This window comes from Leptospira weilii serovar Ranarum str. ICFT, assembly GCF_000332415.1.
Classification (GTDB): domain Bacteria; phylum Spirochaetota; class Leptospiria; order Leptospirales; family Leptospiraceae; genus Leptospira; species Leptospira weilii_A.
In genome coordinates this window covers 97,844-121,221 of the sequence record NZ_AOHC02000014.1, presented here as the reverse complement: position 1 = coordinate 121,221, position 23,378 = coordinate 97,844, and the positions used below count along the sequence as shown (strand labels likewise).

General features: G+C 43.3%; 20 protein-coding genes, 1 tRNA gene and 2 pseudogenes. 19 read left to right on the top strand and 4 right to left on the bottom strand.

Annotation, left to right across the window (positions count from 1 at the left end):
- The first annotated feature begins 145 nt into the window (after positions 1-145).
- The 16 genes and pseudogenes from LEP1GSC060_RS03660 to LEP1GSC060_RS20245 all read left to right on the top strand — a co-directional run bounded on the left by LEP1GSC060_RS03660 (position 146) and on the right by LEP1GSC060_RS20245 (position 14,936).
- Positions 146-520, top strand: a complete 375-nt coding sequence (locus tag LEP1GSC060_RS03660; RefSeq protein ID WP_002996026.1) for a type II secretion system-associated lipoprotein — start codon at positions 146-148, stop codon at positions 518-520.
- Positions 489-1,499: a LysM peptidoglycan-binding domain-containing M23 family metallopeptidase gene (locus LEP1GSC060_RS03655; RefSeq protein WP_155119615.1), complete on the top strand. Its 1,011-nt coding sequence runs from the start codon at positions 489-491 to the stop codon at positions 1,497-1,499. The genes LEP1GSC060_RS03660 and LEP1GSC060_RS03655 overlap by 32 nt, the downstream gene beginning before the upstream one ends.
- Positions 1,500-1,566: 67 nt before the next feature.
- Positions 1,567-2,469 (top strand): hypothetical protein, encoded by a 903-nt coding sequence (locus LEP1GSC060_RS03650; RefSeq protein ID WP_002996331.1) that lies wholly within the window; start codon positions 1,567-1,569, stop codon positions 2,467-2,469.
- A 4-nt stretch (positions 2,470-2,473) separates the two neighbouring features.
- Positions 2,474-4,261, top strand: a complete 1,788-nt coding sequence (gene gspD / locus LEP1GSC060_RS03645; RefSeq protein ID WP_002996117.1) for a type II secretion system secretin GspD — start codon at positions 2,474-2,476, stop codon at positions 4,259-4,261.
- A gap of 2 nt (positions 4,262-4,263) precedes the next feature.
- Positions 4,264-5,937 carry a type II secretion system ATPase GspE gene (gspE, locus tag LEP1GSC060_RS03640; RefSeq protein WP_002996068.1) on the top strand — a complete coding sequence of 558 codons (1,674 nt, stop codon included), beginning with the start codon at positions 4,264-4,266 and terminating at the stop codon, positions 5,935-5,937.
- Between the two features lie 5 nt (positions 5,938-5,942).
- The gene (locus tag LEP1GSC060_RS03635) at positions 5,943-7,169 is read left to right on the top strand and encodes a type II secretion system F family protein (protein WP_002996351.1); all 1,227 of its coding nucleotides are present in this window, start codon (positions 5,943-5,945) and stop codon (positions 7,167-7,169) included.
- A 21-nt stretch (positions 7,170-7,190) separates the two neighbouring features.
- Positions 7,191-7,667, top strand: coding sequence for a type II secretion system major pseudopilin GspG (gene gspG / locus LEP1GSC060_RS03630; protein WP_002995926.1), 477 nt, complete (start codon positions 7,191-7,193; stop codon positions 7,665-7,667).
- A gap of 21 nt (positions 7,668-7,688) precedes the next feature.
- Positions 7,689-8,258 (top strand): type II secretion system protein, encoded by a 570-nt coding sequence (locus tag LEP1GSC060_RS03625; RefSeq protein ID WP_036095279.1) that lies wholly within the window; start codon positions 7,689-7,691, stop codon positions 8,256-8,258.
- Positions 8,233-8,778, top strand: a complete 546-nt coding sequence (locus LEP1GSC060_RS03620) for a type II secretion system protein (RefSeq protein WP_002995896.1) — start codon at positions 8,233-8,235, stop codon at positions 8,776-8,778. Before LEP1GSC060_RS03625 ends, LEP1GSC060_RS03620 begins: the two co-directional genes overlap by 26 nt.
- Before the next feature lie 9 nt (positions 8,779-8,787).
- The gene (locus tag LEP1GSC060_RS03615) at positions 8,788-9,432 is read left to right on the top strand and encodes a type II secretion system protein GspJ (protein ID WP_002996316.1); all 645 of its coding nucleotides are present in this window, start codon (positions 8,788-8,790) and stop codon (positions 9,430-9,432) included.
- Positions 9,395-10,654, top strand: coding sequence for a type II secretion system minor pseudopilin (locus LEP1GSC060_RS03610; protein ID WP_036095278.1), 1,260 nt, complete (start codon positions 9,395-9,397; stop codon positions 10,652-10,654). Before LEP1GSC060_RS03615 ends, LEP1GSC060_RS03610 begins: the two co-directional genes overlap by 38 nt.
- A gap of 6 nt (positions 10,655-10,660) precedes the next feature.
- Positions 10,661-12,286: a cell division protein FtsA gene (locus LEP1GSC060_RS03605; RefSeq protein ID WP_002996328.1), complete on the top strand. Its 1,626-nt coding sequence runs from the start codon at positions 10,661-10,663 to the stop codon at positions 12,284-12,286.
- A gap of 7 nt (positions 12,287-12,293) precedes the next feature.
- Positions 12,294-12,821, top strand: a complete 528-nt coding sequence (locus LEP1GSC060_RS03600; protein ID WP_002996139.1) for a hypothetical protein — start codon at positions 12,294-12,296, stop codon at positions 12,819-12,821.
- Positions 12,818-13,732: a type II secretion system protein GspN gene (gene gspN / locus LEP1GSC060_RS03595; RefSeq protein ID WP_002996362.1), complete on the top strand. Its 915-nt coding sequence runs from the start codon at positions 12,818-12,820 to the stop codon at positions 13,730-13,732. Before LEP1GSC060_RS03600 ends, gspN begins: the two co-directional genes overlap by 4 nt.
- Before the next feature lie 54 nt (positions 13,733-13,786).
- Positions 13,787-14,007, top strand: a pseudogene (locus LEP1GSC060_RS20800) (hypothetical protein); the annotation flags it as partial.
- Between the two features lie 614 nt (positions 14,008-14,621).
- Positions 14,622-14,936, top strand: coding sequence for an HNH endonuclease (locus LEP1GSC060_RS20245; RefSeq protein WP_080634504.1), 315 nt, complete (start codon positions 14,622-14,624; stop codon positions 14,934-14,936).
- 431 nt (positions 14,937-15,367) lie between these two features.
- Here the strand turns inward: LEP1GSC060_RS20245 and LEP1GSC060_RS03580 are convergent, their stop codons facing one another.
- Positions 15,368-15,964, bottom strand: coding sequence for a TetR/AcrR family transcriptional regulator (locus LEP1GSC060_RS03580; RefSeq protein WP_036095277.1), 597 nt, complete (start codon positions 15,962-15,964; stop codon positions 15,368-15,370).
- Between the two features lie 183 nt (positions 15,965-16,147).
- Here LEP1GSC060_RS03580 and LEP1GSC060_RS03575 point away from each other — a divergent pair, with 183 nt between their 5' ends.
- Both LEP1GSC060_RS03575 and LEP1GSC060_RS19230 read left to right on the top strand, forming a co-directional pair.
- Positions 16,148-16,372, top strand: a complete 225-nt coding sequence (locus LEP1GSC060_RS03575; RefSeq protein ID WP_036095275.1) for a tautomerase family protein — start codon at positions 16,148-16,150, stop codon at positions 16,370-16,372.
- Between the two features lie 28 nt (positions 16,373-16,400).
- Positions 16,401-17,292 (top strand): annotated as a pseudogene (locus tag LEP1GSC060_RS19230) (zinc-dependent alcohol dehydrogenase); the annotation flags it as partial.
- 174 nt (positions 17,293-17,466) lie between these two features.
- Here the strand turns inward: LEP1GSC060_RS19230 and LEP1GSC060_RS03565 are convergent.
- Entirely contained in the window at positions 17,467-21,072 is a 3,606-nt protein-coding gene (locus LEP1GSC060_RS03565) for a vitamin B12-dependent ribonucleotide reductase (RefSeq protein ID WP_002996136.1), read from the bottom strand.
- Positions 21,073-21,280: 208 nt separating this feature from the next.
- Between LEP1GSC060_RS03565 and LEP1GSC060_RS03560 the strand changes: the two genes are divergently transcribed.
- Positions 21,281-21,356 (top strand) — tRNA-Asn (locus tag LEP1GSC060_RS03560).
- Positions 21,357-21,808: 452 nt separating this feature from the next.
- On the opposite strand, the gene LEP1GSC060_RS03555 is transcribed toward LEP1GSC060_RS03560, so the two are convergent.
- Both LEP1GSC060_RS03555 and xseA read right to left on the bottom strand, forming a co-directional pair.
- Positions 21,809-22,105, bottom strand: coding sequence for an exodeoxyribonuclease VII small subunit (locus LEP1GSC060_RS03555; protein ID WP_002995966.1), 297 nt, complete (start codon positions 22,103-22,105; stop codon positions 21,809-21,811).
- 5 nt (positions 22,106-22,110) lie between these two features.
- Complete coding sequence (gene xseA, locus LEP1GSC060_RS03550) at positions 22,111-23,376, bottom strand: exodeoxyribonuclease VII large subunit (protein WP_002995991.1); 1,266 nt, start codon at positions 23,374-23,376, stop codon at positions 22,111-22,113.
- Positions 23,377-23,378: the final 2 nt, after the last annotated feature.

Sequence of the window (23,378 nt, the reverse complement as noted above, 5' to 3'; positions counted from 1 at the left end):
TTCCGGCTCTTTTACCGGCGGACTACGGAAGATCGCAATTTTGTGTTAGAAAATCGGATTTTGGTTTAAAAATTGAACGAGTTATCCGGCCTTTTTCAAAAAAACTAGTTTCAAATACGTTTAGCCCCTGTAATTTTGCTCTGAAATGTTTCGTATCCCCGTTTTCCTACTTCCGGCGATTTTTCTTTTCCTCGCGGGTTGTGGTAGCCGGCTCATTCGCAAAGACGCAATCGCTCCTATCAACGAACATTATTCGGAAAAAATTTATTACCTAACGAAAGACAAAAAGGTTTCCAATACGGAAACCTTTAAGAAGGGAATGCTCGTTCGGATTTATGTGGAATCCACCCCTTCCATGGTGAAAATTAAATGTTACCCTGCGGATCATAAAAGAGAATACGCCATCGGAAGAATGATTCTCTATCAACTGAATGATGACTACGGCGCTAAAAAAATTACGGTGGATGACCTGGATAAACTGATAGCCAATGAACTCGTGGAATACAAAAAGAAAAAATAAGTCCTCCGGCAGCGCGGGATCAAGATCGGCTAGAGTCGCGTCCGATACTCAGAAAGTGAATGGAAAACTTTTTTTTATTCCCCTGATTTCCACCTTGGTCCTAAGTTCTCTTTTGGCGGATCCTTTGAAAAACTATGACGCCGAAATTTCCGAATATACCAATAAGGACTCGTCTTTTTTCTCCGATAAGGAAGAGCGTAAGATTAAACAACTATTCTCCCAATCTCCCGAAAATTGGCAGGAAGAAAAATATTCCCTCAATTATCATAAGGACAAATCCAATTTAGAACTTCCCAGTTTTATCAACGTCAATAAGATCATTTCCTCCAAAATCGTGAGTCATAGCGGAATCATCCATAAGAGTTATGTTGTAAAGCCGAAAGATTCCCTTTCCAAAATCGCGAGGGAAATGAAAACTTCGGTTCAAAAGATTCTCTCGGCAAACGGTTTGAAAAAGAATGCAACGCTTCAAGTCGGTCAAAATATTTCCATCCCGGTTCAAGTCCGTAACGCAAGTCGCGAAAAAGTGGAATTTTTCAAATTGTTTGTCCATCCCGTCCTAAACGCAAAAATAACCTCTCGTTACGGTAGAAGAAAGGATCCGTTCCATACGGGTTCGGGCGGTTATCATACCGGTTTGGATTTTGCAGGTTCTCAAGGTGCTCCGATTCTTGCTTCGGCAGATGGAGTCGTATCTTTTGCCGGAGTGAACGGTGGTTATGGGAATACGGTTATTATCGATCACGAAAACGGTTATAAAACGATGTATGCACACTGTTCGAAAATTATGATCGAACAGGGAACGAGGATCAGCACTGGAACGGTCCTAGGAGCCATTGGTAGAACCGGATCGGCTACGGGACCACATCTTCATTTTGAAGTTTTTTTAAACGGAAATAGGATCAATCCGGACGCTGCTTTGAAAAAGACTCTGAAGATTGTCACACCTTTAGAACCGGGTAAATTTGCCAGATTGTAAGATTGTAATCGGATGGAAATCGGAAACATTTCGATTTCTTTGAAAGAAATTTACTGATCGGATTCCTATGAACGCGATTTTTTTAGAACTACGGAAGAATACATTCTATACTCTCATTCCCGTAATTTTATTTTTCTCTTATTCACTTTCTTATCTTTTGAGAGCGGTCATTCTCGCTTTTTTAAATCCGAACGTTCAAGCGGCAAATTCCAACGTAAATCCGGTTCGAAAAATGGGTTCGGAAACGACAAACCGATCTCTTTCTTCTTATGAAGAAATGGTTCAAGGAAATCTAATTCGGGGAATCGTTCCCAGGGAAGGAGATATTCCTACGGAAGGTGAAATGTCAGCGGCTCCTCCGGATGCGGGCGAGGGGGAGGAAATGAAGGTGACCGGAACCTTGAGCGGACACTGGTCCTTTGCTCGGGTTACGATTGTGGAAAAAGGAAAACCGGAAGCTCAAGAATTTGCAACGGGTGAAACCGTTGGTGGATATAAGATCCGTTCGATTGCTCTTAACTACATCGTTTTGGAAAAAGGCGGAATCTCTCTCAAGGTTGAGATCGGTCAAACTCCGGGAGAAGCCAGGGCCAAGCTCAACCTGGACGCCGGTGCAAAAGCGGAAGGAGGGCCTCCTGCGGGCGATACGATCCGAAAGGTTCTTTCGAGGCAGGACGTAAACCGTAAGTTGAAAGACCAAGCCGCGATCTTTAAGAATGCTAGGTTCGGTCCCGCGCTCATCAATGGAAAAATTACCGGTTATAAAATTTATAGTGTAACGCCGGATCATATCTTTTATGCCTTAGGTGCCAGAAACGGAGATATCATCAAACGAGTGAACGGTATGCCGTTGACCGAAACGGAAAAAATGTTGGAAATCTGGGGAGCCGTAAAAACTGCCGATAAGATTACGGTAGATGTGGAAAGAGGTAGCCAGATTCTCACCTACGAATTTATTATCAGAAACTAAAAAAATGCCCGGAACAACAATCAGTCAACTTTCAATTTTCAGAATATTCTCCATTCTCATACTTTTGTTTTTAGTATGGGACAAACCCGTATTTCCTCAGAGTAAGAAAAAAACTCCCGTTAAGACGAAATCGGCCGCGTCGGAAGAACCGGCGGAAAAAACATTCTACGCAAACTGGAGAGATACCGAACTGAACGACTTTCTCAAAGGAATGAGCGCCATTTTAAAGAAAAATATTCTTTTGGATGAAAGTTTAAAGGGTAAAAAAATCACGATCATCTCTCAAAAGGAAATTCCGATCAAAAACGGATTCATCTTTATGAAATCCGTTTTAGAATCGCTCGGTTTCGGAGTGGTGGAAGAACCGGATCTGATTTCTATCGTCAAGATTAAGGACGCGCTTGCGAGATCTCCCGTGGTTCGAGTCGGTAAGGATTTGATTCCGGAAAACGAAGTCGGAGATTTCAGAACGATCACTCAGATCATTCCGATTGAAAACGTAAAACCGGAAGAATTGGAACCGATCCTCAAACGTCTTACTTCTCCCAACACGGACGTGATCGTTTATAGAAACACGAATACAATCGTACTTTCCGGTTCTGCGGCCGATATCAATAAATTGTTGGTTTTAATCAACGAACTCGACTTGAAATTGGAAGAGGCGAGTCCGGGTTCGATCGCGTCCGCGGGCGACGTTCACATTTATACACTGGAACACAGCGAAGCCGAAAAGATTGCGGCCACTCTGGTAAAACTGGACAATCCGGTGGTTCAAGCCGAAGAACTCAGTCCCGAAAAAAAAGCTCAGGGACAGATGCCCGCTAAAGTCGATAAGATCAAAGCCGTCGGTCATAAGGAATCCAACTCCGTGATCGTAACCGCTACAAACGCCGAATGGGCCGAAATTCGAAAGATCATTAAGGTTTTGGATTCCGCTAGAAAGCAGGTGCTTTTGGAAGTTTTGATCGTGGAGCTTACTTCCAGCGATTTGAACGATTTCGGGATCGATTGGAGATATAAGGGAGAGGCTTTCGGTCAGTTCAATTCGGGACTTTCCAAGGAAGCGAATATCATCAACTCAAACGGTCAGGTGAATCCGAATATCAACACTCTCAGCGGTTTCTCTTTGGGATTTTTGAAAGCCGGTTCGGAACAAATCATCGGTATTTTAAGCGCCAACCAAGGGAACGAAAACTTCAATGTTTTATCCGCACCCCAGGTGCTCACGGTGGATAACCAAGAAGCCGAGATCAGCGTCGGTCAAGATGTTCCGGTCAGGACTCAGAGTAGAAACGCGGGAACCGGTGGTACGAACGCGGTGACGGTGGATAACTACGAATACCGTCCGACCGGGATCAAACTCAAGTTCACTCCGCACGTAAACAAAAACAATCGGATCACTTTAGAACTCTTCCAAGAGATCAAAAATATCGCAGAGATCGCTCTTTCCGGCGGGAACCCGACCTTCAATCGACGCGAGATCAAAACTTCCGTTTCCATCGAAAACACTCAATCCATCGTGATCGGGGGTTTGATCTCGAACGACAAACAAAAAAGAATCATTAAAATTCCTTTTCTCGGAGACATTCCGTATTTAGGACATCTTTTCAAAAGAACGACGGAAAAAATCAAAAAGACGAACTTGATGGTTTTTATCACTCCGCATATACTAGACAGTAGAGAAAATGCGGATAAGATGACCGTAAAGAAAAAGATGCAACAGGAACGTTACGAACTCGAAAGAGAAAGAATCCTCAACAAAGAAAAAGAAATCAAAGAAAGAGGGGACTGACCTTGAAAACTCTCGGAGATATCCTAATCGAAGAGGGGATCATATCCGAAAAAGATCTGGAAGATTCCCTTAAGGTTCAGAAAAAAAACAACCTTCCCCTCAGTCATATCATTCAGAAAAAAGGAATCGCCGGAGAGGCCGATATTCTCCGGGCGTTATCCAAACTCTATCAATTTGAATTCAGAGAAAAACTCGAGTTTACGGGAATGGAGGACGTATTCTTACAGATTCCCCTGAAACTGATTCAAAGAAGCCGAATCGTTCCGTTTCAACTTTCCAAAAATACGATTCGGATCGCAATCTCCGATCCGTCCGATCTACATCCTATGGACGACGCGCGTAACTTTTTAAAAGGATACGACGTGGAATTCATTCTCGCTCCGGAACCGGAGATCATGAGAATCATCCATTCTCAGTTCGATACGACTTCCTCCTCGGCGAAAGAAATGCTGAGCGAGATGGAAGGAAGTTTTTCCGAACTCGCGGAGGCGTTCGAAAACGATTCACTCGACCTAAGCGACGACGCGCCCATCATCAAGATGGTCAACGTGATTCTTTCGCAAGCGGTTAACGAAAGAGCTTCGGATATTCACATCGAACCGTACGAAAAATCTTTGATCGTCCGTTATCGTGTGGACGGTATTTTGCATAACGTTCTCAGTCCTCCCAAATCGTATCACGCGGGGATTTCCTCCCGTATCAAGATCATGTCGAACCTGAACATCGCGGAGAACCGACTTCCCCAGGACGGAAGGATCAAACTCAGACTTGCGGGGAAAGACATCGATATCCGGGTTTCCACAATTCCCTGCCAGTTCGGAGAAAGGATCGTGATGAGGCTTTTGAATAAAACGGATCAAAAGTATTCTTTGGAAACGATGGGGTTCTATCCGGAATTGATTCAAACGATTCGATCTCTCATTTACGAACCTCACGGAATCATTCTTGTAACCGGTCCGACAGGATCCGGAAAATCAACCACCTTGTATTCGGCTCTCAGTGAACTGAACACCGAAGAAAGAAACATCATCACCTGCGAAGATCCTGTGGAATACCAGTTCGAAGGGATCTCTCAGATGCAAATGCAAGAGAAGATCGGTCTTACGTTTGCTACGGGCCTTCGTGCGATTTTACGACAAGACCCGGACGTGATCATGGTGGGGGAAATTCGGGACGAGGAAACCGCGAGGATCGCGATCCAGGCTTCTCTTACGGGCCACCTTGTGTTTTCCACATTGCATACGAACGACGCGGCCAGCGCCGCGACTCGTTTGGTGGACATGGGAATCGAACCTTATCTCATCACTTCCACCGTTTTGGGTTTTATGGCTCAGAGACTTGTGCGTGTGATTTGTACTCAGTGTAAGGAAAGTTATAAGCCGACCGCTTCCGAATTGGAATCCATCGGGATTGCGAAAAAGGCATTGAAGAACGGAAGCCTTCATAAAGGTAGGGGTTGTTCTCATTGTATGGGAACCGGTTTTAAAGGAAGAACGGGAATTTACGAACTTTTGTTGGTGAATTCTCCAATTAAACACGCGATCCTACAAGGTAAGGACGCGGGTCAGTTGAACGAGATCGCACTCGAACATAACTTTCACACTCTGAAAGATTACGGAATCAGAAAGGTAATCGACGGAGTTACGACCATCGACGAAGTCCTTCGAGTAACTTAAACGTCATGGCAATTTATTCTTACGTCGCATTCAACAAAAAAGGAAAGGAAGAGAAAGGAATCATAGACGCGGCCTCTCTTCAAGCCGCAAGATCCAAGTTGAAAAACAAGGGTTTGTATGTACGAAATATCTCCGAAGACTCCGAAAGAAAAGACAGAGAGTTATTCCCATTCTTAGCCAAATACTTTTATAGAATTCCCCGCAAAGAAGTGGGACTTTTTTCAAGACAACTCGCGACTCTTCTAGGCGCTGGAATTCCTTTGGATAAATCTCTTGCGAGTATCGTGGAACAAACGGACAATCAGAATTTCCGTAAAGTTCTAACGGGAATGCAGGCGAACATCACGGAAGGTTCTTCCTTGTCCGAAGCGATGAAAAAACATCCGGACGTTTTTCCGAGCCAGTTTCCTTCTCTCGTCGCAGTCGGTGAAAAAACCGGGGATTACGAAGCCACTCTGACCCGACTTGCCGAACTCGAGGAGAAATCGAGCGAACTCAAAGCAAAGGTTCAAGTCGCGATGGTTTATCCTTTCATCATGGGTTCCTTATCCATTTTCGTTACGATCTTTTTGTTAACCGTGGTCATTCCTCAGATTCAGGAATTGTTTTTGCAGTTCGACGCCAAACTTCCTCTCATCACTCGTATCGTAATCGGAGTTTCGGATATTCTCATAGGATTTTGGTGGTTACTTCTTACGGTCGGTTTCGGAGCGATTGTAGGTTTTATCTATTACAAAAACACTCCTAAAGGAAAACGAAACTGGGACGAGTTCGTATTAAAAATTCCGATTTTGGGTTCCCTCGCGCGTAAGGTTCTTGTGAGTAGTTTTGCGCGAAACATTGGAATCCTTTTAAGCAACCGAGTTCCGTTGATCTCCACTCTTGTGATCGTGGAAAAGATAGTGGATCATACCATCTTCGGCGAAGAAATCAAAAACGCGGTGGAACGAATCAAAGAAGGAGAAAAACTTTCCGCTTCTTTCAGCGGTTCGGCGATTCTTCCTCAGATGGTGATCGGTATGATCGCAGCGGGAGAGGTTTCGGACCGGGTTCCGGAGATGATGAATAAACTCGCGGATATCTACGATACGGAAGTGGATACCGCGATTAAAACGATGACACAATCCATGGAACCGTTGATGATTGTGGTCATGGGTCTTTTGATCGGAACGATTATGGCCTCGATCATGGTCCCAATGTACAACTTGACGCAGCAACTTCAGAATATATAGTTTAGAATAAGGAGAATTCAATTGAATCTGTCCAAATTAAAAAGAAAACCCAGAAAGGGTCTGACGCTGATCGAACTCGCCGTTGTTGTGATCATCTTAGGCGCTCTGATCGCACTCGTTTATTCCAACTTCAGTCCCGGTGAAATCAGCGACGATACCGCCGCGCTCAAATTGAAGAAAGACGCCTACGAACTTCAATCGCATCTGGAAAGATACGCACAACGTTACGGAACTTATCCTTCCGACGAACAAGGCCTTGAAGCTTTGGTGGAAAAGCCGACAACGGGAGAGGTTCCCGAAGATTGGAAACCCATCTTGAGTAAAAAAGCGGCGATCAACGACCCTTGGGGAACCGCGTATAAACTCAAAAGGGACACAAACGGAGACGTTCAACTCGTGACCACGGGTAAGGATAAAAAAGAAGGTGGAGAAGGTAAGAATGCCGACTTTAACATCCTCAACGAAGACGAATACCCTAGCGACTTCCGCAGAAAATAACTCTTTCTTTCCTTTCCGGTTATGAAAATTAGAAATACCCGGAAAGGATTTACTTTGATCGAGTTGATCGTAGTGATTGCGATCCTCGCAGGGTTAATTAGCATTCTTGCAAGTACAGCCGCAAACTTCATCATTCCTTCCGGAGACGACGCGGCCCAGACGCTCAAACAAGCCGCCGAATTCTGTTATAGAAAATCGATCTTAACGAATACCACGATGGTGTTGGAGTTGGATATAGACAACGACACATATACGGTCAAAAAATTGGTTCGAGATGAAAGCGGACTCAAAGAGATTCTGGTTTTTAAACCGCAAAAACTTCCTTATACTTCCGAAATTATAGACATCACCGATATTAGAGGTTTTAGATATACGAAAGGAATCGTCAAAGTTCCGTATACGTATCTCGGAATCTCGGCGGATTATAGCGTTCATTTAGGAAACGATCCTTCCATTTACAGAACCTTAATTCTTTATCGATACGGCGGCAAGGTTTCCGTTTTGGAAGGCGAGCAGTTTCATACTTCTTCGAATTTGGCGACGGATAAGAATTGGAAAGAACAGGATGAAAATGAACAGCAACAACCGTAAATTTTCATTCCTTATTTTGAAAAACCGATCGATCCGAAAGGGTTTCAATTTGATCGAGGTTTCGATCGCACTCGCGTTAGCCGGAATTGCGATGACGTACACGTATATGGTCATTGCCAACGGGATCAAACAACAAAGGATGGCGGCGGTAATTTCAAACGCGGTTCATCTCGCTAAAATCAAAATGGCTCAGATCGATTCGGTATCCGTGCTTCAATCCGATAAGACCTCGGGGAACATTCCGGGTTATCCGGGTTACGGTTTTGAAACGATAATCAATGAAGAAGACATGGATCTTCTGAAACTCTCCGGAAAAGACAGTAAAAAACCCGAAGATTTACTGGGCGGTCGAGATTCGGAAATGAATAAATTGATTATGAGAAGGTCGGGACAAGCGAACCAAGGAGCGGCCACGGCGGGGATCATCCGTGTTTTTAGAATCAAGGTTACGATCAAATATCCGACGGGGAGCGGAACCGAATCTTATACGGCGGAAACGTTCAAGTCCGCACAATATTAAGAGTTTAGAATGAAGATGAGAAACATACATTCCAAACGAAGCGGGTTCACTTTGATCGAAATTTCGATCGTGGTGATGATTTTGGGCGTGATCTTTACCGGAATTTTTTCGACATATTATACCGCTCTTAAAATTTCCAGGGAATCCTCTTCTCCCGGAGGCGCGGCCAAAAGGGACATTCTTCTTGCGATGGAGAATATCCGGAGTACGATCGCGATGACGTACTTTCATCAAACGCAGAGAAGACTGATTTTTATCGGTAAAAACGAAGGAAGAGGAGTGGATCGTAAGGATCGTTTGGATTTTGCCGCCACACATCCGAATTCGGAAGAGACTTCCATGCCGGAGGTTCGTGAAGTTTCTTTCTACTTAAAACCGATGCCCGAGGATTCCAATTACAACGTTCTTATCCGAAGAGAGGACGAAATGGTGGACCGTTATCCGAAATCGGGCGGAACGGAATATACGTTGTTGACCCACGTAAAAAGTTTTCAACTCAAGTATTCCAGAACCGGGACGAAATGGGAAGAAGAGTGGGATTCGAAACTCACAAAGGCGATTCCGAGACTGATCCGAGTCGAGCTGATCGTAAACTCCGGAAAAAAGGAGGTCCGTTATGAAACTCTTGCGTTTCCAGGTATTCTTTTTAAGTAATATTCAAATTTTATTAAATTCTTTATCAAAGACGTTTGTAACTTTTATAAAAATGCGGATGAACCGTTCCAACGTCTTATCTTTTTTAAAAACCAGTCGAAACGTTTTATTCAAAATCGAAAACAAAAACACAAAAACAACTTTGTCCGAACTGAAAGTTAGAAAATCCAGAGAAGGTTTTATGGTCGTGATTCTCGTGATGGCGATCGGAACCGCTTCGTTTTATACGGCCACAGAATTCGGAGAACGTTCCTTAGGCGAAAGGAGAGTGGCTCAGGCGGCGGCGGACGGATTTAGGGCGCTTCTTTTGGCAAAGGCGGGTTTTCAGGGCGCCTTGGGGGCGCTCAAAAAAATTCCGGAGGAGTATCTCTACAAAAGTGGAATCGCACTCAATCCTCCTCCTTTGCCGTTGGGAGGTGGAACCATTTACTATAAGATCAGTTCCGAAGACGGAAAGATCAATTTGAATTCTCTCTTGAACCAAGACGACAATCAGCAGAATCTACGTTCTGTGGAAATGCTTTCTAGACTTTTCGATCAATTCGGTATCAAGCGGGAAAAAATATTTCCGATCTTCGATTGGTTGGACACCGATCTGCAAGAAACCGGAGGAGGCGCGGAAGACGGATACTATTCCTCCCTAAAACCCCCCCGCAAGAATAAGAATTCCTTTATGTACTCTCTTTCCGAACTCGTTTCCGTGAAGGGATTTGACAGAGCGACGGTTTACGGTTCTCTAAAACCGGCGGATTTCGATCAGAAATATTCCAAAGCGTTTCAGTCTGAGGAGGAAAGGGCTTTGATCGGAGACAGCGACTTTGTCTTAGCGAATAACATAACCGCGTACGTTCCCTCCGGGCAAAACTCGGACGATAGAATCAACTTGAACGGCGCGCCATACTTTGTTTTGATGTCTTTATCCGATTTTATGACTAAACAGGCAGCCATGAGAATTCTTAAATTCAAATTGGAACGAGGCGGCTTTATCAAAGAAATCAAGGAACTGGAAAAATTTCAGGAATTTCAAATTCCGACCGCGGGCGGATTGACTCTTTATAAGGAACTTGCGGGGGAAGGAACGGACGTTTCCGGCGGAAGAGTGAAAACCAAAGGAGAAATTTTTAGAATTGTAGCCGTAGGTCAAGTGGGGAATACAATTCGCAGAATCACAGGTATTTTCGATCTGACCAACAACCAAATGCTTTATTATATGGAAGATTAAAGACAGATGTTTATTTACGATCAATTTCTTGCAATTGATTACGGAACGAGTACGATCAAGGGCGTTCTCTTTCAAAAAGTTCTGGGAAAGTTAAGTATTCTACGTTCCGAGATCATGAGTATTTCTCATGGAGAAGAGGATGAGTACAGACACAATATTCTACGTTTCATCAATTCCTACTTTCCCGGCGAGACGAGTATCGTTTTGAATCTTCCCCTGGACCGTCTTTTTGTAAGGGAACTTCATATTCCTCTCACGACGATAAAAGCCATTCGGGAAGTGATCCCGTTCGAAGTGGAAAATAGAATTCCGTTTCCGATGGAAACGGTGGAAGTCACGGGAAATATATGGAGAATCGATCAGGAAAAATCGGACGTGATCGCGTACTCGGCGCACCACAGCGAATTGGATTTTATCACCGCGCCTTTTTTCGAAAGTAATATCGTATTTAGAGGTTTGTTCGTGGATTCGGTCAGTCTTTCTTCCGTCGTCTCCGAACATTCCAACAAAGAAATCACTTTTAAAAATTGTGCCCAAGCCGACCTAGGCGGACGAGTTACGATCTTAAATCTATTGTGCGAAGGGAAAGTCGCTCATACGAGATACATTTCCGTAGGAGGGGATACTCTTACGGAGCAGATCGCTTCCGATCTTAAGATTCCTTTTGAAAAAGCGGAAGCCATCAAACTTTCCCTTCAATTCGAACCTTTTGCGACGGAGGAAGACGGTCTCAATCTGTTCGCGAAAGAATTTAAACTCAAAACGATTGATATCAAAAAGGCGTTTCAAACCGCGGCAAAGTTCGCGGAAAAACTTTCGTCCGAAATTCACAGAAGTATCGTGTCGATGAACGAAACCGAAAGACCGGAGGTTTTATACCTTTCGGGGGGAGGAAGTAAGATTCGTGGAATCGAATCCTTTTTCGGAGATTCGTTGGGACTTATCGTTCGTAGATACGATTTCCTTTCTTTGAACGGGGATACATTCTCGACCTGTTTGGGAATGGGTTATCATTTCGGATTTGCAAAAAAGGATAAGATCGATTTTATCGATACTCCGCATGTTAAACGAATCAATAAGAATATTCTAAATTTCGAACAGTTTAGGCCGCATTTGATTTTTTCGGGGATTTCCTTGTTCATTTTGATCACGGTTTTTTTCGTTGGAATTGTAATCGATAAACGCAAACTCAGCGCTAGCGATAAAATGCTCGCGGAAAAGTTCCAGAGAGGTTTCGGCAGAACCGTTCCCGAAGACGCGGATATATTAGAATATGCTACTAAACTTAAAAACGAAGAAAAGAAAAAGACCGAGATTTACAGGTTGTATTTAAGTAAGCCGAGTATTCTCGACATTTTATTCGAACTTTCCATGAATTTTCCTTCTTCCGATATGCAACCTTTTCAGTTGGATCAGTTCGACTACGATCAGGATCTGGTCAAAATCGGCGGAAGGGTGAACGAGTTCAGTGAAATCGGCGTTGTTCAAAGATCCTTGGAAAAATCTCCGATGTTTAAGGATATAGAGATTGCGGATAAAAAATTGATGCAAGGTATAAAAAACTATAAAGTATCTTTTGTCATTAAGATGAAAGTTACGAATAAATCGGCTTCTGCGGAGGAATCGTTTTAAGACCGCCATGCTTGATAAATTAGAGCCCAGAGAAAGACTCATCGTACTCGGAGGAATCGGGGCGATTCTTTTGCTGATCGTATTTATGACGATCCGCAAAGTGGTAACTCTTCGCCAAAGTCTGACGGAAAGTGTTCAGGATTCGAGAACCGCGCCCGTAAAACTGGATAAGATTATCCAAGAATTCAACGATTTCAGATCCTTGGATTCTTCCGGAGGCGAAACCGATGTAAGCGGCGTCTACGCGAAGTTAGACGAGATTATTGTTCGACACGGGTTGAAGGAAAAAATTTCGACGATGAAGGATTTCAATTCGGTCGAAGAGAAAAAATACAATCGGATTACAATCGATATCAATTTTCGATCGGCGACCTTGGACAATGTCTTTCGACTGATCTATGATATAGAAAAGAACAAAATGATTAACGCCAGAGTGGAATATTTGAATTTTAAAAAGCCGTTTCAAGGAAAAGAAGTTTATGATGTAAATCTGAAACTCTCCACCTATAGCCGCGTGCCGGGTGTAAAACGATGAAAGAAAAAGAGTTTCAGGAAGAGACGGCGCTGACTCGCGAAGAGGAAGAATTTTTAACTCTTGAATTGCAAGAAGAAGAGGAAGAGGCTGCGCCTAGGTTTACCCTGAAACAAAAATTAATCCTCATCGGAACCGGAGTATTTTCTTTTCTCCTTTTTACGATTTGGTTGTTTCCTTTGGATGAAATCATTCGAAGTTCTTTAAATTCTTCTTCCGCTAAAACGGGAACGATCGTCAATTTCCGGGATATGAGTATTTCGCTTTTAGGAAACGTTACTTTGGATACTCTCGAAATCACTACGTCTTCCAATCTTAAAATCAAAACGGAAGAGGCGGTTCTAAAAACTTCCCTGTTCGGTTTGATTAAGAAAAAGTTCGACGGTAAGTTTAAACTGGTTTCCTTAAAGATCGATACGGAAAACGGACCTTTGGCAAAAATCCGTAACTTTGAAGGCCAGGGAAAATTCGATAACTTAGACCAGGGCCTAACGAGAATGAACGGCAACTTGGATTTGGAAATCCCGGCCGGATCGTCTTCGGGTATGATTCAAGAACTTCCTGAAATCCCTCTTTTAGGCGAGCTGAAAAACATCACGATTAAAAAGTTTCTTACAAAGATTAATCTTCAAGGTGGGAATCTGATTTTCAACGATTTTACGTTAGACACATCGATCGCTCGTTTTGATATTACGGGGAACATTCGTCTATCTGAGAACATGTCCTTTTCTCAATTGAATCTTAGAATTTGCTTGGAACTGGATCGCAACTTCGCGTTGGAAAGACAGGACATCGCCGATATGCTCACTCTTTTGGAAAAACAAAGCGGAGCCAAATGTATTCCTGTTTTGGGAACGATTAATAAACCGGAAGTCAAAATTCCCGGACTGACCGGAACGCCTGCCAGTCCGTAAGTTTTAAGCGCTTTTAATGTAAGATTTCCGTTCGTTGAAAAAAGATTCCGTCACGTTTACGCTCCTGATGACGGTGTTTTTCGAATCCATAGTTTATATTCCGGTAAAGTGATCGAAACCTTCGATTACAAAAAAGAAATGAATGAGAATTATGCGGTCACGGATTTAAAAAAATCTCCGTTAACCGATTTGAAATTCAGGTTCAAGGAATAAATAGAGACTTTAGAAAAATGTTTATTAGAAATTTCTCACAAACTCTCAAAAAGAAGATGTAATAGCTCTACAGTTGAAAATTTTCTCACAGACTTTTGACGAATGAGTTCCTGGGAATTAATCTCGTCGGTTTGTTTTATAGTTTTGAATCGTTTTTTCAATAGTGAATTTTTGCGGTAGTTCCCATATTTATAATGAACTCTTAAAAACTGTAATTTCTAAGTTTTGTGTGAGTTTCTTGCTAAGAAGGCGTTTTGTTTTGTTTGAGAACTTTAGAGATATCTTCTAAAATTTTAAAGTAGCCTCTAAATGATAAAATTTTCTTGAATTTTATTTTCATTAAAATCAACTTTAACATTTTTAAATTGATATGTAGTTGGCTTCATAACAGGAAACATGTATTTTAATGAATAAAGGTTTAAAATCAATTATAGACGTTGCGGATTCTTTAATGAAAAACGACGTTTTCGGCGCGAAAGAAATTATTGATATTCATTATCCGCACAGATTTATTTCATATGATAAAAGAAAGTTATCCACCTTTGAAAAACTGAGTTTATTTATCCGGGATGGATTTATAGATCGTTATACAGGCGATCAGCTTGTATTTCCGAATGTTCTCAGATTAATTTCATTCAATTTGACTACATCCTTTCCGTATCATACAAATTGGAAAATGTCCGAATGCCATATTGCCTATTGGGAATTTATACCTACCTGCGATCATATCGTTCCGATAGCGCAAGGTGGCTCCGATTCTGATGAAAATTTAGTGACTACTTCTATGAAGAATAATTTATTGAAATCTAATTTTCTATTGAATGAGATTGGGTTTGCAGTTAAGGAAAAAGGAAATCTCGAAAATTGGAATGGTCTAATCGACTGGTATAAATCGTACATTCAAGATAAGTCCATAGAGTTTTTCGACGATTCTATGAAAAGATGGCATAATGCTTTGATTCGTTATGAAAAAGAAAATGGTGAAATATAGAGCCTGTCCCAAAACTCAAAACAATCGCAGAGATTTGCGGCCATTCCGATAAAATCGGACGGTTTTAGGACAAACTCATAATAAAGAACTAAAGTCTTATCCCAATAAAATTTAAAAAAGAATAAAGGCTACTTTTGGAAAATTAAAATCAAACTACGAGTTTTTATTAAGAGCTCGTCCCAAAGCATACGAAAATTGCGGAAATGAATGCGATGCCGAAAAAACTCGAGACGTTTTGGGACAAACTCTAAAGTGTATTTGATCTCGACGAGAATTGGCCTTTCGGATATAAAATTAGCGACACTCTGTTGTTTAGAGAGTCATTCATATGCTTTTTTATCTTATCGACAAAATGGAAGTTGGATTTGATATAAGGATAATTATAAATTTATTATATTCAAGAATGATCGTTTAATAACAATGAGGTGTCTTCAGGATTGTTTATTTTTCGACCGATCTTTTGCCGTTACTCCGGAGACAATCAAATCAACAAGAGCGTCATAAGGTTCTGAAGAAGATAGTCCGCGGGATATGATCAAACCGCCTTCCAGCGCCGCTAGGATACCCACACCCGCCAATTTCGCCTCATTAGGTTCGAGACCTGCATTCAATAAAGTGAATTCGATTGCTTGGCTCCAACGCGAGAAGGCATTGGCTACTGCGTCGCGTACTACTTCCGACTGGGAATGTCCCTCGATAGCGGTTGCTGCGACAGGGCAACCCACCTGCCATTTGGAATTTTCCGGTATCATTCGAAAAACGGATGCAATCCTCCGGATCACTTCGGAAACACTTCGCCCCTTTCTGCTAATACGAAGGATGCTGGCTTCTGCAAGAACAGTGGCCTCATCAATTGCCAAACAAATCAATTCGTCTTTCCCGCCCGGAAAATGATGGTAGATCGAACCTCTCGACGTTTCCGCTACTGTAACCACTTCCATAAGCCCTGTTGCGGCCACACCTTTTGCTTGGATCAGCTTACGAGCAGCGGTGATCATCTCTTGTTTCGTACGAGCTATTTTTTGCATTTCATCATCGACGGTAGATTATTATACAAATCATCATACTTTTATTTATACGTTGTTCGGCAATCCGTAAAAAAAGGCCGATTTTTGGCATATTCTCCTAGATTTATCTACAATTGGATAAAATTTTCTTGAAAATTATGATGATCATCATACATCCTGATTGATACATTTCAGGAGATTGTTATGCCACTTGTTCAAATTTTTGTACCGGCCGGATCTTTGTCAGCGGAGATGAAAAATGATATGATTCAGAAAGTTACCGATGCGGTTGTCGAAGCGGAAGGAAAACCCGTCGTCCGCAGATATACTTGGGTTCATATCAATGAGGTTCCGGATGGCGGTTGGGGAATGTCCGGAAAGGTAGTCACTCTGGACGCGATGAAAAAATCGATCGAAAAGGCAGAATAGACTTAAAAATAGAAGAGGAACCAACACGATGAACCGAGTTCTCACATACTTTCACCGGGAGAGTTAGATTGGCGTGAAATGCCAAAACCTAAATTACTACATCCGGAAGACGCAATCGTTCGTCCGGTGGCGTCGTCGACTTGTGATTTGGATGTAATGATTATCCAAGGCAAAACTCCTTTTAAAGGTCCTTTTGATATCGGTCACGAATGTATCGGTGAAATAGTAGAGATCGGAGAAGGAGTAAGGCAGTTTTATCCCGGGCAGTTAGTCGTTGTTAGCTGGCATCTTTCTTGCGGTCAATGCCACAGATGTAGACGAGGATTGATGAATACCTGTGCTTCCTATCCTCAAGGTGCGATGTTCGGTATGTCCGTCGGCGGCAAATGGGGTGGTTTTTTTCGGACTACATTCGTGTGCCAAATGCAAATGCGACACTATTCGGGTTACCACCGGGGATCAATCCTTCGCACGTTGCAAGTCTAAGCGATAATATCCCTTTCGGCTACGAGTTAACTGTGCCTCATCTTTCTCGTAATGGCGGAGCCGACGTATTGATTATGGGCGGCGCCGGTTCCATCGGACTGTTTGCGGCTTCCTATACGAGGGCCGCTGGAGCGGGATCCGTTGACTATGTTGATACAAACAAAATACGATTGGAAATCGCCGAGAAGATAGGGGCGAATCCCATTGAGAGCGCACCTAAACAACGGATTGGCAGACGTCCCGGTAAATATCCCATCACCGTTGATGCGAGCGCTTCAGCGGAGGGCCTTTTATGTGCAATTCGTTCCACGGAACCTGAAGGTTATTGTTCCAGTATCGGCGGACACTTTGCAGATATTGCACTGCCGATGTTGGATATGTATGCGAAGGGTTTGCACTTCTACACGGGGCGTGGGATGGGCAGACCTAACTTTGTTACGCCGCCGAACTCACGTTAGCCGAGTTCCTTGCGGGATAGAACCTTATATTAAACTTACGTTAAAAAGTAAAAAAGCCTGAATGGAGAATCCCATTCAGGCTTTTATCTATCTCTTCCGAGATGATTAATCATAAATCTCGGTTCCTCGTTTTGTACTATCTATTTCCGATCAAGAACATCCCGTGGTGGATCCGCAGGACATACATTTCAGACAGGATCCGTTACGCACCATCTCAAAAGATCCACACTCGGAACAAGAATCACCCGTATAACCCTTTATCCTCGCGAGTTTGACTTCTTCCAAGAGGGCGGTTTTTGTAGGAGGGGACGTGGGTCTTTCTTTGGAAATCATTTGGGAATAGGAAATGGTTTCCACTTCCTTTTTCGGAGCGGGTTCCACAATCGCCGCCGTTGGGCTGAGAGTTTCCGTTTCCCGGCCGTTTGATTCCGCTGTCGCGCGTTTGGAACCGATTTCGTCACCTCTTAAGTCTTCCGGAGATACTTGCCCAAGATCGTATCTTCCAAGATAAGTAATCGCCAATTCTCTAAAGATATAATCGATTACGGAAGTACTCATCTTGATATGTTTGTTTCCGGAAACGATTCCATTAGGTTCGAATTTGAAGAAAGTAAACGCATCCACGTATTCTTCCAAGGGAACACCGTGTTGTAATCCCAGAGAAACGGAGATGGCAAACGCGTTCATCAAACTTCTAAACGCGGCTCCTTCCTTGTGCATATCGATAAAAATTTCTCCGATTTGACCGTCTTCGTATTCGCCGGTTCTTAAATAAACCTTGTGCCCGCCCACGATCGCTTTCTGTGTATATCCCGCTCTTCGGCTCGGAAGTTTTCTACGATGAGAAATATATTTTGTGATTACCTTTTCCGAGATCTGAACCGGATCTCTGGAGATCATCGCTTCTCTGATTTCTTCCTGATCGTCCACTTCGATTCCATTCAAAAGTTCTAATACGGAATTAAGCGGTTGAGAAAGTTTGGATCCGTCCCTATAAAGAGCGTTTGCTTTGATCATCATCTTCCAAGATAAGAAGTATGCGTTTTTGATATCTTCCACAACCGCGTCTTCGGGCAGGTTGATGGTTTTGGAGATCGCACCGCTGATAAAAGGTTGAGCCGCTGCCATCGTGCGGATATGAGATTCGTAAGAAAGGAATCTCTTTCCGTATTTTCCGCATTTGTTCGCGCAGTCAAAAACCGGATAATCCTTTTCCTTCAAGAAAGGAGCGTTTTCAATCGTCATCGTCCCACAAACGTAGTCGTTCGCTTTGTTGATATCTTCTTTGGTAAAACCGAGATGTTCCAGAAGAGAAAAACCGGGAGTGTCATAAACTTCCTTGGCGATTCCTAAGTTTTTGGTTAAGAAGTTTTCTCCCAAATTAAACTTATTGAATGCGAAGTTGATATCGAATGCAAGAGGAAGAGAGGCTTCCACTTTTTCAAGAATTTCGTTTGTAAAACCTTTTTCTTTTAGGGTTTGTGTATTGATTACGGGCGCCCCGTTCAAAGTCGCGTAACCTTTACAATAGTTTACGATCGCTTCGATTTCGGAAGGAGAATAACCTAGTTTTTTTAGACCGAAAGGAACGGATTGATTGATGATTTTGAAATAACCGCCGCCCGCCAGTTTTTTAAACTTCACAAGGGCGAAGTCAGGTTCGATGCCCGTGGTATCACAATCCATCACAAGTCCGATCGTCCCCGTCGGCGCGATCACCGTAACTTGTGCGTTTCTAAATCCGTACTTTTCACCGAGAGAAAGCGCCAAATCCGAATCTTCTTGCGCGGCCTTGAGCATATAAGAAGGGCAGAACGCGGGGTTGATGCCGACGGGAGTGATGGTCAAACCTTCGTAGTCTCCGGAAGGCGCGTTGTAGGCGGCTCTTCGATGATTGCGAACCACACGAAGCATATGGCTTTTATTCTTTTCGTAACCCGCAAACGAACCTTGTTCTTTCGCCATTTCTGCGGATGTAGCGTAGGCGGTCATATGCATGATAGAAGAGATTGCCCCTGTAATCGCCATGGCTTCCTGGGAATCGTAAGGAATTCCGAGAATCATCAGGATGGAACCGAGGTTCGCATAACCGAGACCTAACGTGCGAAACTTGTAGGAAAGTTCGGCGATTTCTTTGGAAGGGAACTGAGCCATCGTCACTGAGATTTCTAGAATGATGGTCCAGAGTTTGCAGAGATAACGAAAACCCTCCACGTCGAAGTTCAACGTTTCCAGGTCCACGAATTTTTGTAAGTTCGCGGATGCGAGATTGCAAGCCGTGTTATCTAAAAACATATATTCGGAGCAGGGGTTGGAAGCGTTGATCGGGCCGTCTTCCGGGCAAGTGTGCCATTCGTTGATTGTGGTATGATATTGTGTTCCCGGGTCAGCGCTCGCCCAAGCCGCGTAGGAAATTTTTTCCCAGAGTTCTCTGGCCCGGAGCGTTTGAGAAGGTTTCGCCTTACGTCCTTCCGATTTTGCTTTTTCCTTTTCGGTTCTGAAATATAGATTCCAAGGTTGGTCTTGTTCCACCGCGGTCATGAACTCGTTCGTAAGACGGACGGAGTTATTACTGTTTTGGCCGGAAACTGTGTTGTATGCGTCCGACTGCCAATCCGTGGTCAATTCTTCAAAAAGAATTTCCTTGTATCCTTGTTTGGCAAGGTCGATCACACGTTTGATGTAGTTATCCGGAATCAGAACTTTCTTCGCTTCCAGAATGGTTTTTTTCAGGGAAGAATTTTTCTTAGGATCAAAACGATCTTCGGTTTCCATCTCGTAACAAGCGGATATGATCGCGTTGAGATGACGGTTGTTGAGCATGGAACCGGTTACGAGAGAAGCGACTTTCTTTTCTTCGGTCACTTTCCAATCGATAAAACTTTCGATATCCGGATGATCCACATCGAGACAAACCATCTTAGCGGCGCGGCGAGTGGTTCCACCGGACTTGATCGCACCGGCGGCGCGGTCGCCGATTTTTAAAAAACTCATCAGACCGGAACTTTTTCCACCACCGGAAAGGGGTTCGTTTTCTCCTCTTAAATTGGAGAAGTTGGTTCCGGTTCCGGAACCGTATTTAAAAAGACGGGCTTCCCTTACCCAAAGATCCATGATCCCGCCCTCGTTGACGAGATCGTCGTCCACACTTTGAATAAAACAAGCGTGGGGTTGAGGGTGTTCGTAGGCGGAAGCGGATTTGACAAGTTTACCGGTTGCGGGGTCCACGTAATAATGACCTTGAGATTTTCCGTCGATTCCATACGCCCAGTTTAAACCGGTGTTAAACCATTGCGGAGAATTGGGAGCCGCCATTTGAGTCGCGAGCATAGATACGATTTCATCATAGAAAACCTTTGCGCTTTCCTCATCGGAGAAGTATTTATATTTGTATCCCCAATACGTCCAACAACCGGCGAGTCTATGAAAAACTTGAAGTGCGCTGTTTTCTCCCGCGAAACGATCCTCCGGTTTTAGAGATTCCAATTTTTCCGTATCGGGAACCGATTTTTGCAGCCACTCCGGAATTTCGTCTTCTTGCACTTTTTTGAGATACTTGGGAATACCTTTTCTTCGGAAATATTTCTGCGCCAAAATATCGACGGCAACCTGAGACCAATCTTCCGGAACGAGGATATCATTTGCCTCGAAAACTTTGGATCCATCAGGATTGGTAATCCTGGAATTTCGTTTGGCCCACCGAATTGTGGACGATTTTCCGTTTTGAGGAACGGTAAAATGTCGATTTATCTTCATAAATTTTTCTTTGACTCCGTAACACTGGTAAGAAGGGATTATGTCACTCTAAACGAGAGGAAAAATGATCCAAAGCTTTTTTCGCTCTTCCTCTTTCTAAGGTTCAAAATTTTTCCTTTAAAAAGTTGGAAAAAGGCGTCGCAATGAGACAAATTGAGATTGCGTCCGTACCCCTTTTTGGAAACATGGGCCTGACTACCGAGGATACTCCCCTTTAGCTCAGTCGGTAGAGCAAGTGACTGTTAATCACTGGGTCGCTGGTTCGAGCCCAGCAGGGGGAGCCAACTTCTTCATCCCTTCCTACAATTTTGAATTCTTTTCCTTTTTTGGTTCTTGTTAGACACCCCTAACCGGAAAAAACGATAAAAAACTCAATTTCTGTTTAGTATTTTTAAGAAAAATCCTCACGTTTCAAAATGGCGAGTGGGTTGGGGGCCATAGGAAGAGGAACGAAAGTAAAAAGAATCTCCATAAAAAAGATCAGAATTGCCTATTGAATAGTCTCACGCCGTTTCACAGGCTGGAAAATAAAGAAACGTTAATTGAATGAGGAAGGTTACCGAACTAGGTTTGGTCCGTCGGCGTTTTGTCTCATTCATCCTAATTGTTTCCTAGGAACTGAAGAAGCTTATCCCAAAAATTGCCGGTTCTTTTCAAGGCTTGGATCCCGGAACTGATTTAAGGTTTTGGGAAAAGAAAATAAAACGGATCTTCTTCCAAAGAGGAAGATAAGAATCTAAAATAGATCCTCTTCTCCGGAAGTAGAAGTTCCGTTGGTTTTTGTTTCAGGAACTTTGGGTTCTCCTCGAAAACCGGTTTTGTTTGTCTTTTTGGATTCGTCCTTAGTAAGGGCTTCTATCTTTCCTTCCGCTGTATCTAAAATTCCCTGACAGATTTTTTTGAGTTCCATTCCTCTTTCATAAGCCTTGAGAGATTCTTCCAAACTGAAATCCTGACGTTCTAGTTTTTCGGCGATCTGTTCGAGTTCCATCAGAGCGTCTTCGAATGAAATTTTTGATTTTGCTTCCGCCATTCTTATTATCCTTTTCTGATCACTTGCATCTTTCCACCCGAAAGTAAAACTTGCAATTCTTCTTCCGGTTTTGTTTCGTCCGGAGACCGTATGATTTTTCCCTTTTCGTTTCTAAGGATCGAATATCCCCGTTTCATCGTAGCCGCCGGAGACAGATCTTCCACCTTGGTGGTCCAAAATTCCGCTTTTTGTTTTTTATGGAAAAGAATATTATGAATTCTAGATGTAAGATTGTCGTATCGTTCCAATCGAACGCGCGCCAAATTCAGTTTATTGGACAACGCCTTTTGTAATCGGATTCCGATTTCATCCACTCTCTGATTTCTCTGATTGAGAAGTTGCATCGGTTCCTTAAAGATAAACTTTCCGGACAAAAGCCTGAGTTTGTCTTTGCTGGAAGAAACTCTCGCAAGTAGGGATGTCTTAAGCCTTCCTTCCAATTGGGATAAGAATTGAAGCACATCTTCTTCTTTGGGAACCGCATATTCGGCCGCCGCGGTGGGAGTCGGCGAAAAATAATCCGCCGCAAAGTCGCTTAACAAAACGTCGGTTTGGTGACCCACGGCCGAAATGATGGGAACCCTGGAATTTGCGTAGGCTCGAATCACCTTCTCATCGTTAAACGCCATCAGATCCTCGAAACTTCCGCCTCCTCGTCCCGCGATGATCACGTCTACTTCCCAACCGGGACGATTCAGTTCTTCGATCGCAGCAACGATGGAATTCGGAGCTTCCTCTCCTTGAACGGCACAGGGTGCGATGAGAATATTGATCCCCGGAAAACGAGAACGGGCGATTTTGATGATGTCTTCGATCGCCGCTCCGGAAGGAGAGGTCGCGATTCCGAGCGTTTTCGGAAAGGAAGGAATTCTTCTTTTTTTTTCCGGATCAAAAATTCCCTCGGCGGCGAGTTTTTGTTTGAGTCTTTCGATTTGGAGGAGAATATCCCCTTGTCCCAATTCTTCCACTCGGGTCACGTTGAGATTGTAAGAACCTCCCGCCTCGTAGAGTGTGATCGTTCCGTAGACCTGGATTTCTTTTCCGTCGGAGAGCGGTTTTCCGGAATAATTCTTATTTGCGTAGTTGAAAAAAGTGCATCGAATGAGCGAATTGGAATCTTTGAGAGAAAAGTAAATATGACCCGAACTGGCCTTGCTGTAATTGGAAATTTCCCCTCTAACCCAGATATTCTTTAAATCCTTGGACCCGGCGATCAGGTTCTTGAGAATCCTCGTGACTTCCGAAACGGAAAGAGGTTTGGAATCTTCCAATG

What these genes read in the sequence shown, in the direction of transcription:
- LEP1GSC060_RS03660 (WP_002996026.1), top strand. Translation starts at nt 146, where the DNA reads ATGTTTCGTATCCCCGTTTTCCTACTTCCGGCGATTTTTCTTTTCCTC.
- LEP1GSC060_RS03655 (WP_155119615.1), top strand. Translation starts at nt 489, where the DNA reads ATGAACTCGTGGAATACAAAAAGAAAAAATAAGTCCTCCGGCAGCGCG.
- LEP1GSC060_RS03650 (WP_002996331.1), top strand. Translation starts at nt 1,567, where the DNA reads ATGAACGCGATTTTTTTAGAACTACGGAAGAATACATTCTATACTCTC.
- gspD (WP_002996117.1), top strand. Translation starts at nt 2,474, where the DNA reads ATGCCCGGAACAACAATCAGTCAACTTTCAATTTTCAGAATATTCTCC.
- LEP1GSC060_RS03635 (WP_002996351.1), top strand. Translation starts at nt 5,943, where the DNA reads ATGGCAATTTATTCTTACGTCGCATTCAACAAAAAAGGAAAGGAAGAG.
- LEP1GSC060_RS03625 (WP_036095279.1), top strand. Translation starts at nt 7,689, where the DNA reads ATGAAAATTAGAAATACCCGGAAAGGATTTACTTTGATCGAGTTGATC.
- LEP1GSC060_RS03620 (WP_002995896.1), top strand. Translation starts at nt 8,233, where the DNA reads ATGAAAATGAACAGCAACAACCGTAAATTTTCATTCCTTATTTTGAAA.
- LEP1GSC060_RS03615 (WP_002996316.1), top strand. Translation starts at nt 8,788, where the DNA reads ATGAAGATGAGAAACATACATTCCAAACGAAGCGGGTTCACTTTGATC.
- LEP1GSC060_RS03610 (WP_036095278.1), top strand. Translation starts at nt 9,395, where the DNA reads ATGAAACTCTTGCGTTTCCAGGTATTCTTTTTAAGTAATATTCAAATT.
- LEP1GSC060_RS03605 (WP_002996328.1), top strand. Translation starts at nt 10,661, where the DNA reads ATGTTTATTTACGATCAATTTCTTGCAATTGATTACGGAACGAGTACG.
- LEP1GSC060_RS03600 (WP_002996139.1), top strand. Translation starts at nt 12,294, where the DNA reads ATGCTTGATAAATTAGAGCCCAGAGAAAGACTCATCGTACTCGGAGGA.
- gspN (WP_002996362.1), top strand. Translation starts at nt 12,818, where the DNA reads ATGAAAGAAAAAGAGTTTCAGGAAGAGACGGCGCTGACTCGCGAAGAG.
- LEP1GSC060_RS20245 (WP_080634504.1), top strand. Translation starts at nt 14,622, where the DNA reads ATGTCCGAATGCCATATTGCCTATTGGGAATTTATACCTACCTGCGAT.
- LEP1GSC060_RS03580 (WP_036095277.1), bottom strand. Translation starts at nt 15,964, where the DNA reads ATGCAAAAAATAGCTCGTACGAAACAAGAGATGATCACCGCTGCTCGT.
- LEP1GSC060_RS03575 (WP_036095275.1), top strand. Translation starts at nt 16,148, where the DNA reads ATGCCACTTGTTCAAATTTTTGTACCGGCCGGATCTTTGTCAGCGGAG.
- LEP1GSC060_RS03565 (WP_002996136.1), bottom strand. Translation starts at nt 21,072, where the DNA reads ATGAAGATAAATCGACATTTTACCGTTCCTCAAAACGGAAAATCGTCC.
- LEP1GSC060_RS03555 (WP_002995966.1), bottom strand. Translation starts at nt 22,105, where the DNA reads ATGGCGGAAGCAAAATCAAAAATTTCATTCGAAGACGCTCTGATGGAA.